Annotated in this window: 12 protein-coding genes; 6 read left to right on the top strand and 6 right to left on the bottom strand. The window is 63.4% G+C overall.

Features of this window, described 5'->3' with window-relative positions; all coding sequences use genetic code 11:
- Window positions 1-66: 66 nt before the first annotated feature.
- On the bottom strand, window positions 67-1,467 hold the full coding sequence (selA, locus tag V3572_RS10855) for an L-seryl-tRNA(Sec) selenium transferase (protein WP_332111010.1): 1,401 nt from the start codon (window positions 1,465-1,467) through the stop codon (window positions 67-69).
- 148 nt (window positions 1,468-1,615) lie between these two features.
- Here selA and V3572_RS10850 point away from each other — a divergent pair, with 148 nt between their 5' ends.
- Both V3572_RS10850 and V3572_RS10845 read left to right on the top strand, forming a co-directional pair.
- Window positions 1,616-2,353, top strand: a complete 738-nt coding sequence (locus V3572_RS10850; protein WP_332111009.1) for a lytic transglycosylase domain-containing protein — start codon at window positions 1,616-1,618, stop codon at window positions 2,351-2,353.
- Window positions 2,354-2,423: 70 nt separating this feature from the next.
- On the top strand, window positions 2,424-3,068 hold the full coding sequence (locus V3572_RS10845; protein ID WP_332111008.1) for a carbonic anhydrase: 645 nt from the start codon (window positions 2,424-2,426) through the stop codon (window positions 3,066-3,068).
- A 127-nt stretch (window positions 3,069-3,195) separates the two neighbouring features.
- Here V3572_RS10845 and V3572_RS10840 read toward each other — a convergent pair whose 3' ends face one another.
- The 4 genes from V3572_RS10840 to V3572_RS10825 form a co-directional block, all read right to left on the bottom strand.
- Window positions 3,196-5,355: a tetratricopeptide repeat protein gene (locus V3572_RS10840; protein WP_332111007.1), complete on the bottom strand. Its 2,160-nt coding sequence runs from the start codon at window positions 5,353-5,355 to the stop codon at window positions 3,196-3,198.
- The gene (locus tag V3572_RS10835; protein WP_332111006.1) at window positions 5,352-6,686 is read right to left on the bottom strand and encodes a hypothetical protein; all 1,335 of its coding nucleotides are present in this window, start codon (window positions 6,684-6,686) and stop codon (window positions 5,352-5,354) included. The genes V3572_RS10840 and V3572_RS10835 overlap by 4 nt, the downstream gene beginning before the upstream one ends.
- Window positions 6,687-7,025: 339 nt before the next feature.
- On the bottom strand, window positions 7,026-7,346 hold the full coding sequence (locus tag V3572_RS10830; protein WP_332111005.1) for a DsrE family protein: 321 nt from the start codon (window positions 7,344-7,346) through the stop codon (window positions 7,026-7,028).
- 126 nt (window positions 7,347-7,472) lie between these two features.
- Entirely contained in the window at window positions 7,473-9,227 is a 1,755-nt protein-coding gene (locus tag V3572_RS10825; RefSeq protein ID WP_332111004.1) for an FAD-dependent oxidoreductase, read from the bottom strand.
- Window positions 9,228-9,580: 353 nt separating this feature from the next.
- Here V3572_RS10825 and V3572_RS10820 point away from each other — a divergent pair, with 353 nt between their 5' ends.
- The 3 genes from V3572_RS10820 (at window position 9,581) to V3572_RS10810 (ending at window position 13,946) form a co-directional block, all read left to right on the top strand.
- Window positions 9,581-12,355, top strand: a complete 2,775-nt coding sequence (locus tag V3572_RS10820) for an ATP-binding protein (protein ID WP_332111003.1) — start codon at window positions 9,581-9,583, stop codon at window positions 12,353-12,355.
- 259 nt (window positions 12,356-12,614) lie between these two features.
- Complete coding sequence (locus V3572_RS10815; RefSeq protein WP_332111001.1) at window positions 12,615-13,289, top strand: flagellar brake protein; 675 nt, start codon at window positions 12,615-12,617, stop codon at window positions 13,287-13,289.
- Between the two features lie 294 nt (window positions 13,290-13,583).
- Window positions 13,584-13,946: a response regulator gene (locus V3572_RS10810; protein ID WP_332111000.1), complete on the top strand. Its 363-nt coding sequence runs from the start codon at window positions 13,584-13,586 to the stop codon at window positions 13,944-13,946.
- Between the two features lie 61 nt (window positions 13,947-14,007).
- Here V3572_RS10810 and V3572_RS10805 read toward each other — a convergent pair whose 3' ends face one another.
- Window positions 14,008-16,317 carry a delta-60 repeat domain-containing protein gene (locus tag V3572_RS10805; protein ID WP_332110999.1) on the bottom strand — a complete coding sequence of 770 codons (2,310 nt, stop codon included), beginning with the start codon at window positions 16,315-16,317 and terminating at the stop codon, window positions 14,008-14,010.
- Between the two features lie 427 nt (window positions 16,318-16,744).
- Between V3572_RS10805 and V3572_RS10800 the strand changes: the two genes are divergently transcribed.
- Window positions 16,745-17,501: FAD-dependent oxidoreductase (locus V3572_RS10800; RefSeq protein ID WP_332110998.1), on the top strand; the 757-nt coding region annotated here is incomplete at its 3' end.

Genomic DNA, 17,501 nt, shown 5'->3' with positions numbered 1-17,501 from the left:
GCCGTCTTCGGCCAGGGTCAGGCTGACGTCGCCCGCCTCGGGCGCGTCGTTCACACCCCCCGCATCTTACTCCAGGGCCTGCACCAACGCCTGCGCCGCAACCGTCAGTTCATCATCGGCCAGGGTGCGCGGGTCGAGGCACAGGGTATCGTGTTCGATGCGCGCCACCAGGGGCGGCGTGGCGGCCAGCAGCCGTTCGCGCAGGGCGTCGGCGGTGACGGCGGCGCCCGTGGGGGTTATGGCCACCAGCGTGGTGGCCAGGTCTTCTTCGGGGAAGGCGCCGCCGCCCACGCGCGACGCGCCGGGCCGCGTCGTGGCGGCCATGAGTTGCGGAGCTGCCTTATTGATGATGGCGGCCAGGCGGCGGGCCTTTTTGCGCAGGGTTTCCGGGGACTGGCCGATGAGCGCCAGGGTGGGGACTTTGGCGGCGGCCAGGGCCGGGTCGAGGTACAGGCGCAGGGTGGCCTCCAGGGCGGCCAGGGTCATCTTGTCGATGCGCAGCGCCCGGTTGAGCGGATTTTTTTTGATGCGGTCGATGTAGTACTTTTTGCCCACGATGATCCCGGCCTGGGGGCCGCCCAGCACCTTGTCGCCGCTGAAGCTGACCACGTCCGCGCCGTCGGCCACCACGCGCTGCACGGTGGGTTCGTGGCCCATGGCCAGGGTGGAGAAGTCGAAGAGGTTGCCCGAGCCCAGGTCTTCGATGACCGGCAGGTTGTGGGCCTGGCCGATCTCCTGGAGTTCCTTGAGGGGGACTTCCTTGGTGAAGCCGATGATCTTGAAATTGGAGGTGTGGACCTTGAGCAGGGCGGCGGTGGCGTCTGTGATGGCGTTTTCGTAGTCGTGACGGTGGGTGCGGTTGGTGGCCCCGACTTCCTTTAGGATCGCGCCGCTTTTGGCCATGACCTCGGGGATGCGGAAGGAGCCGCCGATTTCGACCAACTGGCCCCGGGAGACGATGACCTCGCGGCCCTTGGCCAGGGTGTCCAGGATGATGAGCACGGCGGCGGCGTTGTTGTTGACCACCAGGGCGGCTTCGGCGCCGGTCAGGGTTTTTAAGAGGTCTTCGACATGGGAATAGCGGCTGCCGCGTTCGCCCGTGGCCAGGTCGAACTCCAGGTTGGAATAGCGGGCGGCGGCCTCGGCCACGGCGGTGACGGCGGCGTCGGCCAGAAGCGACCGGCCCAGGTTGGTATGCACCACCACGCCCGTGGCGTTTAAGACGCGCCGGAAGCGGGGCTTGGTCTGGGCGGCGGCGAAGGCGCACAGGCGCGGGGCCAGGGCAGGCAGGGCCAGGGCCTCGGGGCCGGGGACGAGCCCGGCGCGGATCTCCTCGCGCACCACGTCCAGGAAGCGGTCGGCGGCCTCGCGCACCAGCGGCCGGGGCAGGCCGTCGAAGGGCTTTTGGCTGACGAGATGGGCCAGTACGGCGTCCATGGACGGCAGATGTCGGAAGAGCGTGGTCATGGCGTGGTCCCGGGGGCTATTTTGTATGGTCGCGCCGGATGTTGCGCGTGCGTGGCATAGCGCACTCTGGGGGCCAAGGCAATTTTCCCGGCCCGGGCACGGCCTGTGTCGCATTGCCGAACGTGCGACGACGCGGTATGGGAGCGGCATGGACGAGAAAATGACGGCTGGAAAGGCGACGCGGCGCGCGCCCCGCATATGCTTTGCGGCGGCCGTGTGGGCCGTCGTGTGGCTTTTGCCGTGCGGCGCGCCCGAGGTCTTCGCCGCAGGGCCGAAGATGACCCGCGCGCCGAGCGCGGCCACGGAGATTCGCGGGTCGCTGGTGACGGCGCCCGGGGCGGGCAAGGCGGCGGCGTTGCGGGAGAGCAAGCGGGGCCGGGGCGGCGGCGCGCCCCAGGGACCGGTGAAGACGACCGCCACGGTGCCCCGGCGCTATCCGGAGTTGGTCCAGTCCGAGCGGCTGATCGAGCTGGTGAACCGCTACAGCACGAAACACGGGGTGGATGCGCGGCTGGTGTATTCGCTGATCGAGCAGGAGTCGCGGTTCAACAAGATGGCCGTCTCGCCCAAGGGGGCGCAGGGGTTGATGCAGATCATGCCGGACACGCAGCGGTTTTTGGGGCTTTCGGACCCGTTTGACGAGGAAAAAAACATCGACGCCGGGGTGCGGTACTTGAAAGCCATGCTGGACCGATTTCAGACCGAGGTCATGGCCCTGGCGGCGTATAACGCGGGCCCTGAGGCCGTGGCCCGGCATAACGGCGTGCCGCCGTATGATGAGACGAAGGATTACGTGCTGCGGGTGGTGGATCGCTATTTCTTTTTGCGGCTGAAGTATCCGTCGGGCAACATCGGCGAGATCGCGGCGGCCGAGGCGGGGTTGTGAGACTGCCGGGATCGGCCTCTGGGGCATGGAACGTCGGTTTTGAGGGGCGCGGCAGGGACGGGGTTGCGGCATGAAGGACATTGCGCGGTTTCTGTCGGGCTTTCGGACGTTCCAGCAAAACTATTTCTGCGCGGAGAACGAATATTTCGCGCGCCTGCGGGAGCGCCAGAGCCCCAGAGCGCTGGTGGTGGCGTGCAGCGATTCGCGGGTGGACCCGGCGCTCCTTATGGGCTGCGAGCCGGGGGACATCTTCGTGGTGCGCAACGTGGCCAACCTGGCGCCGCCGTATGACGCCGGAAGCGGCCTGCACGGCGTGAGCGCGGCGCTGGAATACGGGGTAAAGCACCTTGAGGTGGAGCACATCATCGTGCTTGGGCATTCGTCGTGCGGCGGCATCGGGGCGCTTTTGCGGTCGGACGGCGGAGAACTTGGCGAGTTCATCGGCCCGTGGGTGGGGATCGCGCGGGAGGCGGTGGCGGAGATACAGGAGGAGTTTCGGGACAAGCCCGAGGCGGTGCGGCAGCGCGGCTGCGAGATGGCGGCGATATTGGTGTCGATAGGGAACCTGCTGACGTTTCCGTGGATCAGGGAGCGCATCGAGGCCAAGGCGTTGTACATCCATGGCTGGTACTTCGACATGGCCACGGGGGAGCTATTGAGCTACCTGTCCGAGACCGGGACGTTCGAGGTGCTGGTGGCGCGGTGTCCGGGGTGAGGGGGAACTTCGGCATTTGGCTTGAGAAGGCGGTTGAATAAAACGAATCGGCCGTGTTCGTGCCCTTGCCAGACGGGGCGATGCGACTCGGTGCGTTCCGACAACAAGTCACTGCTGTTGGGGAAAATTATTGTGACTCGCCGCCTTGTTCTTCGAGCAAGGCGTGGATGTGGGTCTCGGGGTTTTCCTGGAACAGAGTGGCGGCCTCTTCTCGGGAAACGTCATGGCGCAGGGAGAGCCAAGTCGACATGGCAGTCATGAAATTATCTTCGAATGCCTTGGGGATTTGTTGCTTCAGCCCATAATATAACCTTGCCGCCTCCTGCGCGGCGGCTATGGCCTCTTTGTGCCGTCCAAGATCGGTGAGCATGAGGGCAAGGTTGTTCAGAATTATGGCCAAGTTCGGACGAAAGGCCTCCGGGTGTGTTTGCGCCAAAGCTCGATACAATTCCGTCGCTTCCAGGGCTGCCACAAATGCCTCATCGTGTTTTCCGAGATCAGCGAGGTTAATGGCAAGATTATTTAGACTATTAGCCAAATTTGAACGGAAGATCTCCGGATGGGCTTGGGCCAATGCACGGCGGATTGTCACCGCCTCCTGTGCGGCAGCCAATGCCTCGTCGTGTTTTCCCAAATCGGCGAATTTGAGAGTAAGGTTGCTCAAAGTCATGGCCAAATCCGGAAGGAACTCATCCGGGTGTACTTGAACCAAAATCCGATACAACGCTAGCGCTTCCTGGGCGGCCGTCAATGCCTCTTTACGATTGCCGCGTTCCGAGAGTCTATTGGCAAGAGTGTTCAGGCTACTGGCTAAATTTGGGCGAAAAATTTCCGGTTGGGCCTGGGCCAATGAGCGATATAATTCTACCGCCTCCTGTGCGGCGGACAATGCCTCCTCGCGCTTTCCAAGATCGGCGAGGCTGTTGGCAAGGTTGTTTAGGCTCATGGCTAAGTTTGGGCGAAATGCCGCAGGGTGAGCCTGAACCAATTCACGGCGAATAGTCACCGCCTTCTGTACGGCGGACAGCGCCGCTTCACGCATTCCGAGATCAGCGAATCTGCTTGCAAGGTTGTTCAGACTTGTGGCCAAGTCTGGACGAAAGGTTTTCGGGTGAACTTGTGATAAATTTTGATATAGTTCCAACGCCTCCTGCGTGGTTGCCAAAGCCTCTTCGTACTTTCCGAGATCTGCGAGTCTGTTGGCAAGGTTGTTCAGGCTCATGGCCAAGTCCGGACGGAAGGCCTCCGGGTGTGCTTGGGCCAAAGTCCGAAACAACTCCAGCGCATCCTTGGCGGCTGTCAGCGCCTCTTCACGCCTTCCAAGACCGGCGAGGCTGATGGCAAGGTTGTTCAGACTGCCTGCTAAGATTGGGCGGAAGGCATCCGGATTGGTATGGGCCAAGCTTTGGTATAATTCCACCGCCTCCCGGGAGGCAGTCAAGGCCTCTTCGCGCCGACCGAGGCGGGCCAGAATGCGGGCCATGAGATCCTGCATTCCGGGCAGAAATAATTCTTGACCATATTGTCTGGCCACAGAAACACCCCGCACGGCCGTGGCTGCGGCCTGAGGGAGGTTTCCAGCCTCAAGATAGGCCTCGGCAAGCCTTGCCAGTGTACCGATCTGGGCCTGGGTGCGCGCAGGCGTGGGGTTTGGAATGCCCTCTAACTCTTCGACCAACCGGCCCAACTCGGCGATGTGGCCCGCAGCCTGCCCGTTGGGGGTGCTTGCGGGCCGCCATGCTTCGATCTCCATCCTCTGCCCGTCGGCCCAGGGCATGGCAGGGGAGCGTATCGCTTCCCCTTCGTCGACCCAGAAAACATGGCGACGGAAATCGAAAAAATCCGGAGCGCGAGAGGCCAAATCCTTGAAACCTTCGTTTGTGAGCCAGATGATCCACGGAAAGGGGAAGCGCTGGGCCAGGGAGTCGCGCAGGGAATTGAGGCGTGCGGCGGCGTCGGTCGGGGTGCGTCGCGTATCGCCTGGGATAAGGGGGGCCTCGGCGTCCAAAAGGGCCAGGGCGGGCTGTCTGTCAGGGGGGACGTCCGCCATGCGCTCCGCCAGGGCCGCCACCAGGGGCGCATCCCCCAGGGATGGGTAGGCGACGCGGACGATGTGGACTGTGGGAAGGCGCGCGGCAACGTCGTCAAGCACGCGGTCCCGGATGCTGGTATCCCAGCCGACGACTAAAAGCGGCGCAAAGAGCCCCGCGTAGACCTCGATGCAGTCGGCAAGCTTGGCGGCCAGCCGTGCGGGGGGCAGTCGCGGGAGTTCCTGCTCTTCGCTCATGGGGCAGACTCAAGCAACGTCTTGAACCGTTCGTCGAACTGCATGATCAAGGGATGGACATCGGCCCAACCTCGCCCGTTGTATTCCAGGGCGAAGCGGTGGAAAAGAAGGCGAAAGGCGTCTGGCGTATGGTCGACCTGCTTGTCCTGATGAATCCGTACCAGCATTTTCCGGTCTTCGAAACGCAACGGGGCTGAATAAGCACGCCAGACCTGCCTGGCCCCAACTTCAAAATGGGCGCGGGTGATGGGCAGTTCGTCGGCTTCCAGGGCGGCCTCACCCAAGAGCTCGAATAGCTCGCGAAACGAGCCCCCGGAAAGCAGAACCATTTCCCGGACAAGCTCTGGATTCTCGAAAACTGCGTTCACGTCGATCCGGGCGTGGATCAGCTTGCAAAGCGTATCTACATGCCCGGCGTTTTCCTGGCTCCAGGACTGGTCCTTGTCGCGTACGGACACCATGGGCAGGGCGATAACCTTAATGCCCTGGGAAGTCAGGCTCTCGCCGCTGGGTATGTAGATGGAGGCCAACGGCACCGTGAGGATGAGGTTGATATGAAGCTGGGTGAAGACCCTGGCTTCCAACAAGATGGCGCGCTCCACAACCGGAGGTTGCAGACGGTCAAGGCTGTCGAGGATGAGCAGCGGCTTGTTTTGTCCGAGTTCTTTAAGCTTTTCGGTCACATGGTCCAGGAGCAGATTGACCGCGCCGATGAGCTGGTCCGGCCGTTTCTGGAGTCGCGTGCGTAGCTCCTTGGCCGTTGACGCGGAACCGCCAATACGGGCGGTAATCCCGGCCAGCAGTTTGAAAAGAAAGGGTACGCCTCCCTCGGCTCTAGCCGACGTCTCCAGGGATACCTCTTTTTTGATCTCTTCGCGGCTGATCTCGGTCACTTCGGTGAAATAGTGCTCAACGGGTTCAAGCACACGTGGATCCAGCTCGACCTGTTTTGCCACGTCTTCCAACATTTTTTGGGCGATGTACAACAACACATCCGTGTACTCCAAATCGCCCATGACCAGTTCCGGATGGGCATCGAAATACGCACAATAGATTCCGTCCTCCTCAAGTTGTTTCTTGAGGCGGTTGAGTTCCGTGGTTTTTCCGCAACCCCGGTGCCCGGCGTAGGCAAGGTGGACGCAGGGAGCGTCGGGTTCCTGCGGCAAGCATTCTCCGTCGTGCTCAAGTAACTTCAAAAAGCGTTTGACCACATGCTGTCCACGAGCCGCATCCAGAGGGACATACCGGGGATCGTCGGCCGGAAGCGCCTCAAGACGGGCTTCACGCCGGATATCCCGCAGAGTTTTGGCTTTTTCGAAAGGTGTGGTCATGTCGTCCGCGCTCCAGGGGGTGGGAAGATGCCGTTCAAGTGGGGGCTACCACAAAGTACTTTTATGATAGCATCGGTATCGGCATGGCGTCAAAGGCGCGTCCGTGCAGGATTCTGGTCAGTTCGTCATGGCGTCAGGACATGCACCCCCGAATGCGGGCTGCTGGCGATGGCGGCAACTGGCGTGGCGTCAATGTGGCGCAACCGTAGGAGGGCGGAAGCGCTTTGATGACGCCTGAAGCGACCGGCAGCTCCGCGATTTGGCGATGAGAGGCTGCAACCGTTTCGTGCGTTACGGGCCGGGGAACAGAGGAAATGTCGGAACGCTCCGGCATCTGCATCAGTAATTGACGATCTTCTCCGCCAGCTTCACCTGCTCATAGAGAAACTTCATATTTGACAGCGGCACATACTCGCTCGCCTCCACGCCGTGGAGGGCCATGCACTTGCCTCAGGCCGCCAGCCTGCCGTCGCTTAGGGCGAACACCTTGGCCTGTTCGGCGATGGGAAACGTCTCCGAATCCCCGGCGTACAGGTCCACGGCCGGGCCATTCAAAAACAGCGTCACCTCTTCCCCCTCATTGAGCAGGAAATTGCCGAACCGCACGGCGTTCCACTTGATCTCCGGGTCGGGGCTGGAAAGAATGAGAAGTATTTGCATTGCCTATCACTCCTGTCATTTTGGATAGAAATATCCGATGACATGGCGATGTCAAGACGCCCGGGCGAAAAACGGCTGCTCCCCGCGCCGGGCGTCTGTCCTGGCCGCCGCAGGCGCGGCGCGCGATCACTTCTTCCAATACGGATGCGAAATATCCTCAAAGGCCGACAGGGCGGCCGTGGCCCCCTGTCCCACCGCCGTGACGATCTGCCGCACCCCGCCGGTCACGTCGCCGCAGGCATAGACCCGCGGAATGCTCGTGCGCATGCCCGCATCCACCTTGATGTAGCCCGAGGCGTCAAGCGCCAGTCCGATGTCCTGGGCCAGCCCGGTCACCGGGATATACCCCACGGCCACGAACAGCGCCCTGACCGCAAGATCCCGCGTGCCGCCGTCGGCCACGTTTTTGAGCCGCACCGCCGTCACCCCTGTCTCGTCGCCCAGAACCTCCTCGACCACCGTGTTCCAGACCACCTGGACGCCTTCTTTCTCCAACGCATCCACCAGATGCTTTTCAGCCCGAAACGAGTCCCGGCGGTGGATGATCGTGACCGCAGCCCCCAGCCTGGCCAGATGCAGGGCCTCGGTGAGCGCGGTGTTGCCGCCGCCGACCACGGCCACGGCCGCGTCCTTATAGAGGTAGCCGTCGCAGGCCGCGCAGGCGCTCACCCCGCGCCCGAAATAACGGTCCTCGCCCGGGATGCCGAGCTTGCGCCAGGTGGCCCCGGTGGCCAGGATCACCGCCCGGCACAGGTAGACCGTGTCGCCGCCGTCCACCTCGATGCGCTTGCCGATCTTGATCTCGTCCACCCCCGCGCCCTCGAGAACGGGCACGTACTGCCGGGTCTGGGCCGCCACCATCTCCATGAGCTTGCCCCCGGCCACCGTGGCGAATCCCGGGTAGTTCTCCACCTGCGGGGTCACGCTCACCTGCCCGCCGATCACGGCCTTCTCCAGGACCACGGCGGTCAGCCCGCCCCGGGCGGCGTACATCCCGGCCGTCAGTCCGGCCGGTCCCGCGCCGATGACCACCACGTCCACCTCCTTGACGGTCACGTCCCCGGCGTGGCCGTGGTCATGGGCCGCGTCCGGATCGTCGGCCCGGGCGGGCGTGGACTGCATGGTCATAAGTTCGGTCACGAACCGGTCCTCGGGCTCAAGGCCCAGGATGGACAGCGGGGCCAGGCTGCCGTCGGGGTCTTCGATGATGGTGTGGGGCACGGACCCCACGCCGCGGGCCGTGGCCGCAGCGGCGTGCTGGGCGGCGTCGATGCAGGAGGCGGCGACCAGGTCCGGGCGTTCGATGGCGCAGCGGAAGGCGTTTAAGACCTGTCCCGGGCAATAAGGGCAGGCCGGATTGACGAACACCGTGACCCGGCGCGGGTCTTTGAGGTCGGCCAGCCGTTTTTTGGCGGCCTCGGACAGGCCGCTTTGCCGGGCCGAGACGCGCAAAAGGACTTCCATGAAGGTGCGCACCTCCTCGCCAAGCGGCGCGCCCAGGTAGCGGATGGACAGGTCGTCCGGGGCAAATATCAGGGTGGGGGAGAAGTCCGCGCCCCGGGTCTTGGCCGCGTCGTCGGAGAGATCGAAGGTCTTTACCTGGATGCGTTCGTTAAGGCGCGACAGGTCGCGAAGGAACTTGAGGAGATAGTCGTTGTAGGGCGCATTTTGGCCCGGCGCGGTGAAGACCTCAAGCGCCACGGGACCAGACAGTTTCTCGAAGAGTCGGGTCACATCGCGCCGTGTGTCCTCGGGCAGAAACCAGTCGTCGTCCGGGGCCGGAGGGGACGTCTCCGGTGCGACGGGGGAGGGTCGGTCTGCGGCCTGGGGGCTTTTGGAAGGCGCGTTGTCCTCGGATTTTTTGCCGGAAAACGGACTCATGGGCGACTCCTTGTGCTGCGGGCGGTGCGGTGTGGGGATGTCGGACGATGGCCTGATATAGCCCAAATTGCGGCGGCGGGCAAACCGGCGGCGGGCAAACCGGCGGCGGGCCGGAAGGGACGGGACGGCAGGGATGCCGACACGGTTGCTAAAATCGCCCGAAAGGGATAAATTTTCGCCATAACTCTTCAGATTTGCTTGCGTCAGGCCGTATCGGCAGTATGTTCTATGCGACGTTTCAAGCCGCCCGGGTTGGGAAGGATGACGGGCGGCGGGATGGTCCACCGGGGTCTTTTTCCGGCGGCCCGGCCCCAGATGGTTCCTTGCGGTTCCACAGGAGGGGGTTGCCGTCCATGTGTTTTCGCCGACTTTGGTCCCTCAGGCTTCGCGACCAATTGGTCATCCTGGTCCTGCTTGTGCTGCTTCCGGCCCTGGCCCTGGCCGTGTATTCCGGCGTTGCGCAGCGCCAGGCGGGCATTGAGGAATCCAAGCAGCACATCGTGGGCCTGGTGCGGTTGTTCGCCCACGAGCAGGCCCGTCTGATGGACACCACCCGGCACGTCTTAAACACCCTGGCCCACATTCCCGAAATCAGGGCCCGGGACGTGGCCGCGACGGATCGCATTCTGGCGGAACTGCATGGCCACATGCCGTTTTATACCACGCTGGTGGCCGTGAACCCCTCGGGCGAGGTCTTCGGATGCGCCCTTCCCGAAACCAAGCCCATAAACGTGGCCGACCGGGAGTGGTTTGCCGAGGTCGAGAGGACCAAGGCCTTCACCGTGGGCCGGTTGCTGGTCAGCCGCTCGGCGCACAAGGCCTCGCTGCCCATGGCCTTCCCGGTTCTTAACGCCCGGGGACAGGTGGATTTCATCCTGGGCGCGGCCCTGGACCTGGCCTATTACGGCAGCGTCTACGCCAAGATCAGCCTGCCTCCCGACGCCACCCTGACCCTGGCCGACGCCGGGGGGACGGTCCTTTTCCGCAATCAGGGCGATGCGGACTGGGTGGGCAAGCCCCTGCCCGAACATCTGTATGCGCACATCAACACGGCCGTGGACGAGGGCGCCTTCAACGCAGTGAGCCTCGGGGGCGTCCCGCGCATCTACGCCTACAAGCATCTGGCTGTCGGCAACGGCGAGAACAAGGACTGGTTCATGACGGCCATCGTGGGCATTCCCGAGGCCCAGGCCCTGGAGAAGCCCCGGCGGATTCTGGTGCAGCACGTGGGCGGGCTGATCCTGATGGCGGCCTTGGCCCTGGCCGGGGCCTGGCTTTTCGCCCGCCGCGCCATCCTCGATCCGCTCACGGCCCTGACCCAGGCGGCGGAACGGGTCAAGGACGGTGATTCCACCGCCAGGACCGGTATCCGGATCGGCGGGGAGATCGGCGTCCTGGCCCGGGACTTCGACGACATGGCCGAGGCCCTGGCCCGCCGCGAGAGGGAGCGCGACGCCGCGAAAAAGGAGCTTGAGCGGCAATACGCCTTTGTGAGCACCCTGGTCGAAGCCGCCCCCATCCCCATCTACCACAAGGACCGTTTGGGGCGGTTTGTGAGCTGCAACCGGGCCTTCGCCGAATTTGCCGGCAAGGATGCGGCAGCCATCATCGGCCATACCTGCTTCGAAATCTTTCCGCCGGAGGTCGCCGCGCAAAATACCGCCAATGACGAGGAGCTCATGCTCCGTGGGGAACGCCTGGGGTACGAGGCGGCGGCCTGGTCCGCCTCGGGCGGGGAACGCCAGGTGATTTTCCACAAGGCCGCCTACCGTGACGACACCGGCCAGGTGGCGGGGCTGGTGGGCATCCTGGTGGACATCACGCCGCTTAAAACGGCCCAGGCTGAACTTGTGGCGGCCAAGGAAAAGGCCGAGGAGGCCAGCCGGATCAAGAGCGATTTCCTGGCCAGCATGAGCCACGAGATTCGCACGCCCTTAAACGGCGTGCTGGGCATGCTGCAGATCCTTTTAACGGAGGTCGTGGAGCCTCGGCACCGGGAATACCTGGATGCGGCCATGGGCGCGGCCCGCACGCTGTTGCAGGTCATCGGCGAGGTGTTGGATTTTTCCAAGATCGAGGCCGGGAGACTGGAGCTGTCCGTGAAGGACTTCCGCCCCGCCGCCCTGATCGAGTCGGTCCAGGGCCTCTTCGGCGTGCAGACCGAGTCCCGGGGGCTGACCTTGTCCTGCGAGCTGTCGCCGGATATGCCCCCATGGGTGCGCGGGGACGAACAACGCCTCAAGCAGATTCTTTTCAATCTGGTGGGCAACGCCCTCAAGTTCACGGACACGGGGGGCGTGCGGGTGCGGCTTGCCCGCGTCGCCGCCGAGGAGGCCCCGGACGAGACGGTGCTCGATCTGATTGTGGAGGACACGGGCGTGGGGATCGCCTCCGAGGCCCAGGCCCGCATTTTCGAGCCGTTCCGGCAGGCGGGGGACTCCTTTGAGCGCCGCAGCCAGGGAACGGGGCTGGGCCTGGTCATCGTCCGGCGGCTGGCCGAGGCCATGGGCGGCTTTGTTCACCTGTACAGCCGGGAAGGGGAAGGAACCCGGTTCACCGTGCGGGTGCGTCTGGGACGTTCGGCGGTGACGGATCCCGAACCCCAGGTGGCGACGGCCCAGGACGGCGCCGTGGGGCCGGGGGACGGTCGCCGCCCGCTGCCCGCCATGGCCCCGTCGGGAGGGGCGGACGCGGACCAGGAGAGCGCGGGGGAGCGGGAGAAGGACGTGGCCTTTGACGTCGCCGGGCTTCGGGTGCTGGTGGTGGAGGACGACCACCTCAACCGGCTGACGGCGGTCAAGCTTTTGGAGCGGCTGGGGTGTGTGCCCGAAGGGGTTCCGGGTGGCGAAGAGGCCTTGTCGCTCCTCGGACACAAGACCTTCGACGCCGTGCTCATGGACATCCAGATGCCGGGCATGGATGGCATGGAGACCACCAGACGCATCCGGAACTTCGGGCGGGCGGAGGTGTCCGGCCTGTTTGTGGCGGCGGTCACGGCCCACGCCCTCAAGGGGGACCGGGAGGTGTTTTTGCGTGCGGGCATGGACGACTACATATCCAAGCCCGTGGATGTCGACGAATTATCCGCCATGCTGATTCGGGCCATGCGGAGACGGGCTTCGGCTTGACGATGTTTCGCGTGTCGTCTATAGCATCATGAATGTTTTCTGCATGTGGCGCGTTTCGCGCCGTCCGGCGTTTACCTTGTCTCACCGCCGATTGAATTCGTTCAAGAGGAACCGTTTCGCGTTGCCTGCGGCGTCGTGAATACGTTCGCCAGCCAAAAGGGTCTGTTGCCGTGGTGTTTTTTCGCCAGGCAGGATGCGTGTTGGCGCCGGGATGTATGGTGGATACGGCAGCGGCATCGTGAGTTCCGGAAGACAGGCGATGACCAAGAGCCAAAAGACAAACGGACAACCCCAGGGGCTCGATATCCCGGTGGGGGCCAAGCTCTCCCTGGAAGTCCTGGGTATCGACGAGAAGCTTTCATCGGCGCTTGTCGGCTACGCCAAGGGAAAATACCTTGTCGTACAACTGCCTTCCCTGACCGAGGGCGGCCGGGACATGCTTTTTCAGTATTTGTATTCCGGAAATCCGGTCACCGTGCGCTATCTGAAATCCGGCGCGGTGTTTGGGTTCCGCTGTGAGATCATCAAGTATCTGTTCTCTCCCTTTCCCCTGCTTTTTTTAACCTTCCCCCTGCGGGTGGAGAGCTTCAACCTGCGCCGCCACAGGCGCATCCCGTGTCTTTTGCCGGTGAGCGCCATGATCAAGGAAGCCACTTATACCGGATTGATGACCGACCTGAGCCTGTCGGGATGCGGGGTGGGGCTGACGATCATGCGCAAGTACCAGCCGACCATCGGCGTGGATGACCGGGTGCTGCTCAGCTGCCTCGTGTTCGGCGACCATGGTCAAAACAATCTGCACTGCCTGATCAAGCGTGCCGCCTCGGATGTGGGGAAGCTCGAACTGGGGCTCAAATTCACCGAGTTGCCCGAAGCCTCCCGCCAGGGGATTCTAAGCTACATCCAAAGCGCCGCCGCCATCCTGGAGAATTAACGCCTCCATTGTCCCGAGCCTGACGCCGGATCGAACCGAAGCGCCCTCGGATTGTTGCCGCTATGAAACGCGGTCCATGGTTTCCGATGATGGCCAGAGGGGGCGGGGCTTGGCCTGCTTCTCGTACGGAAGTTGCTGAAAATCATGGATGCAGCCGACCTTGCGGTCGAAAACGGACCCTGCGGCGTCACGACCTATCTTTCCGCGGCCTTTCAGGTTCGGGAACGGCCCCTCCCGTTCGCCTCTTCCTTTGCGCCGTCTGGGCGCGCGCCCCTGGCGGCGGGAAGGATTCTTTTGGTCGCGCATGAGGCGCATGCCGCGCGGCGCATCAAAAAAGCGCTCCTGCTGCACGGTTTCGACGTGGATGCCGCCGTGGACGGCAACGCGGGCCTGCGTCGGCTGTCCGCAAACGACTACGACCTTGTGCTCATGGACCTGCCATTGCCGGACATGGATGGCCAGGAGGCCGCCAGGATCATCCGGACCTCGCCGGGATTGGCGGCAAAGGCCCATCTCCCCATTGTCGGGCTGTCGGGAGCGCCAGCGAAGCGGCAGAGGGCGCAATCCCGTGAGCGGGGGCTTGATGCGGTTATTTCGAAGCCCCTTGACGTCGCCGTGCTTGTGGGCACGATCACAAGTCTCATGCCGCGGGCCTGACCCTCCGCATGTCGGCGTCCTCTCCGCCTTGCGTGCTGTCGCTACGGTTTCTCTCGTGCCGCTAATTGAGCAGCAGGAGCATGTTTCCCGCCGGATTGAACGAGGGCTGCGGATCAAGGATGAATGCGGCCAGACCTGATCGCGCGGCGCCGTCGTAGGTGGTGAAATCCCCGCCGATAACTCCCCGTGTCAGTCCCACCCGGCGGATGACCCGGGCCCTGGCCGTGACCCCCTCGCCCGGATCGAATCCGGCGTCCAGGGCGCCTGTGGCGGTTGTCCTGGCCAGTCGCGCCCGGTTGACATCGTTGTACTTCGTGAATCCTCCGGCGAAAAGGATCTTTCCATCGGGTTCAAGGGAGAGGGAATCGACATACGTCAGGGATATGGCCCCGGTCGTGGACTCGAAGGGGTCCAAGGCCCCGGTGGTGGTGAACCGGGCCAGTCCTCGGCGTTGCGGCCTGCTCCAACTGTTGTCGATGATCTCCCCGAAATCTCCGCAGATGACTGACTTGCCATCGGATTGCACGCCGATTTCCCGCACCGTGCCGTTGGGGATGACCACGCCTGCCGACGGCGTGGCGGGGAGAAAGGTGGTGTCGATGGCCCCGGCGCTGGTGACGCGGGTGAAAAATCCCCGGGCCAGGCTTTCGTAGGTGACGTAGCCGCCCACGTAGTATTTCCCAGAGCTTTCGGCCAAGGCGTAGGTGGAGAGGCCTGTGCCGCTGGTGATCGTGATTTGGGGCGTGAAAGCGGCGTCGAGGCCGCCGTCGGTGTTGAGGCGGGCCAGGGGGCTGCGCTCCTGCCCGGCGATTTTGCGCACATGACCGCCTATCAGTACCTGATTCCCCGCCAGGGGCAAGACGGCGTAGATCGGGGCGGGCGAGTTGTCGGTCCTCGTCACAATGGGGGCAAACGCCGTATCCACTGCCCCGGAGGCGGTGAACCGGGCCACGCCGCCCAGAGGACGTGTGGCCGCACCGACCAGGTCGCCTGCGGCAAAGACCAAGCCGTCCGAGCGGAGGGCGACGTCGTGGACCACGCCGTCCGGACCAAGTCCGGCCGAGAACGTCGTGTCCACAGCGCCATCCCGGGTCAACCGGGCCAGATTGGGCGACCAGACCCCGCCAAACCAGTTGAAGTTGCCGCCAATGAGGATCTTTCCGTCGGGCTGAGTCGCCAGATCGTTTACGGTCACGGTCCCCGAGGCGTTCCCGGCAGGATTAAAATTGGCGAAAGTGCCAAGCAGCGTGCCGCCTGTGGAAACGACAGCCAGTCCCCCTCGATTTTGTCCGTTGAAGGATGTGAATCCCCCGGTAAGGGCGATGCCCACGCTCGTCAGGTTCTTGATGGCAAGGATGGGGGCGTTGGCCCCCGAGCCGACGGCAAAGGAGGTGTCCACGGCCCCGGTGGCGAGAAGATGCACAATGCGGTTGCAGGCCGTCCCGTTGAATGAGGTGAAGGCCCCGACCACGATCAGTGAATCGTCGGCCAGGCGCAAGGCGCCTGTGACATCGCCGTTGGGCCCTGTGCCGGTGTTGAACGTGGCGTCAACCGTTCCGTTGCTGTTGCGGCGCAGGATCCGGTTGGCGGATATTCCGGAGGACGTGGTGAAATTGCCCACCACATAGGTCTTGCCGCCCGATGCGTCGATGACGGCCAGCACGGGGCCGTTGTTGGATGCCCCGTCGGGTTGGCTGCTGAGGACCGCCCCGACGTTGCTGAGGACAGTACGCCAGTTGATCTGGGTGGTGGTCCCGGAATTGAAGGCCCCGAAGACCTCAAGGCGATCAGGATATTCGGGAGTGTCGGAGTCCGTGGTCAGGCCGGTGACGTAGGCCCGAGGCCCGTTGAACACCGGATAGTCTCCATCGGCGAATCCGTTGGCCTGGACACGGATCAAGTGTCGGGTGGGGTCCGTGGACACCTGGGCGAGTTGCAGGCCGACGCCGCCGCACAGCACTTGGTCGTCTGACTGCATGGCGAGGGCATTGATGACTCCCTGCCCGGCAAAGGCTGGCCAGAAGGAGTTGTCCAGCGCCCCGGACGCGGACAAAAGAGCCAAATCCCGGTAGGTCGAGCCTCCGGAGAGAACCGAAAAGTCGCCTCCGACAAGGAATTTTTCGTCGCTGCGCCGGACAACGGCCCGGATCTCTCCGGTAAAGGACGGAGGGGCGAAAGAGGTATCCACGTTGCCTGTGGAATTGACGCGCACAAGACCTGCGTAACTCGACCCATTGATTGTTGAAAAAGAACCATAAACGATGAAGGACGTGGGGGATTCCTGGTAAATGCCGTAGATTACGGATTTTTTTTGAGCCCCAAGCCCGATGTCAAAGTCTGGATCAAGGCTGCCAGGTGTTGCCGCAGCCATAGTCTGTACAGGAAAATGGGACAATATAATTATAGATATGAACAGCAGGCAAATTTTTTTTATACGGAATGATGAATCAAATAGGGTGCAAACGGTTTGCATGGCGCACCTCGTGTTGCAATCTTAATGATTGAATGGGTTTTTGAAATGGGATGTACATAAGCATAGTCTCATTTGTAGATAAATTACTATGGGAGAGTGATGTGACATGCAAGATAAAACAGAGAAAAATTATTTTTCCATAAAACACAGGGAATTGATGTAGTTGCGTGGGCAGGGATTGCGAGTTCGCGGGGCTGGAGCCGCGTCGGGGCCAACCCGGCATCTCCTCTTGCCGCGCCCCCTCTCCCGGGGCTAAAGTCGCCGTGACCGGTCTGGCGCGCCGGGCCCGGTCGTGGCGGCAACGCACAGGTGCAAGGAGCGTTTTGTGGCGGCCTCGAAAAAAGACAGGTTTGACGTCATCATCGTCGGGGCCGGCCCGGCCGGGCTTTTTTGCGCCTACTGGCTGGCCGAATACGGCAATCTGCGCATCCTGGTCCTGGATAAGGGGCAGGGGCCGCGCCAGCGCAAGTGTCCCATCGCCGGGCGGCAGGGGAGCGAGTGCGTGCGCTGCCAGCCCTGCAACATTTTGTCGGGAGTTGGCGGGGCCGGGCTTTTTTCCGACGGCAAGCTCAATTTCATCCACATCCTGGGCAAGACCGACCTGACCCAGTTTCTGCCCGGCCCTGAGGCCATGGCCCTGATCGAGGAGACCGAGGCCGTGTTCACCCGGTTCGGCATGGACGGCCCGGTCTATCCCACGGACATGGAACAGGCCCGGGAGATTCGGCGGGGGGCCCGCCGCCAAGGGCTGGATCTTTTGCTCATCCGCCAGAAGCACCTGGGCAGCGACCATCTGCCCGGCCTGATCACGGGCATGGCCGACCACATCGCCTCGCACGGGGTGACCTTTCACACCGGCGAGGAGGTGGCCGGGGTTGTGGTCGAGGACGGCCGGGTGCGCGGCGTCACGACGGTCAAGGGAACCTACCGGGCTGAGGCCGTGGTGCTGGCCCCGGGCCGGGTGGGCGCGGAGTGGATGGGGCGGGTGGCCAAAACGCTGGGGCTTGCCGTGTCCCAGCGGGGCATCGAGGTGGGGGTGCGGGTGGAGGTCCACAACGACATCATGGACGACCTGACCAGCG

It is taken from the genome of Desulfolutivibrio sp. (genome assembly GCF_036584575.1).
In the GTDB taxonomy this organism is placed as follows: Bacteria; Desulfobacterota; Desulfovibrionia; order Desulfovibrionales; family Desulfovibrionaceae; genus Desulfolutivibrio.
The sequence above is the reverse complement of the archived record's forward strand: the minus strand, read 5'-3'. Positions and strand labels throughout refer to the sequence as shown.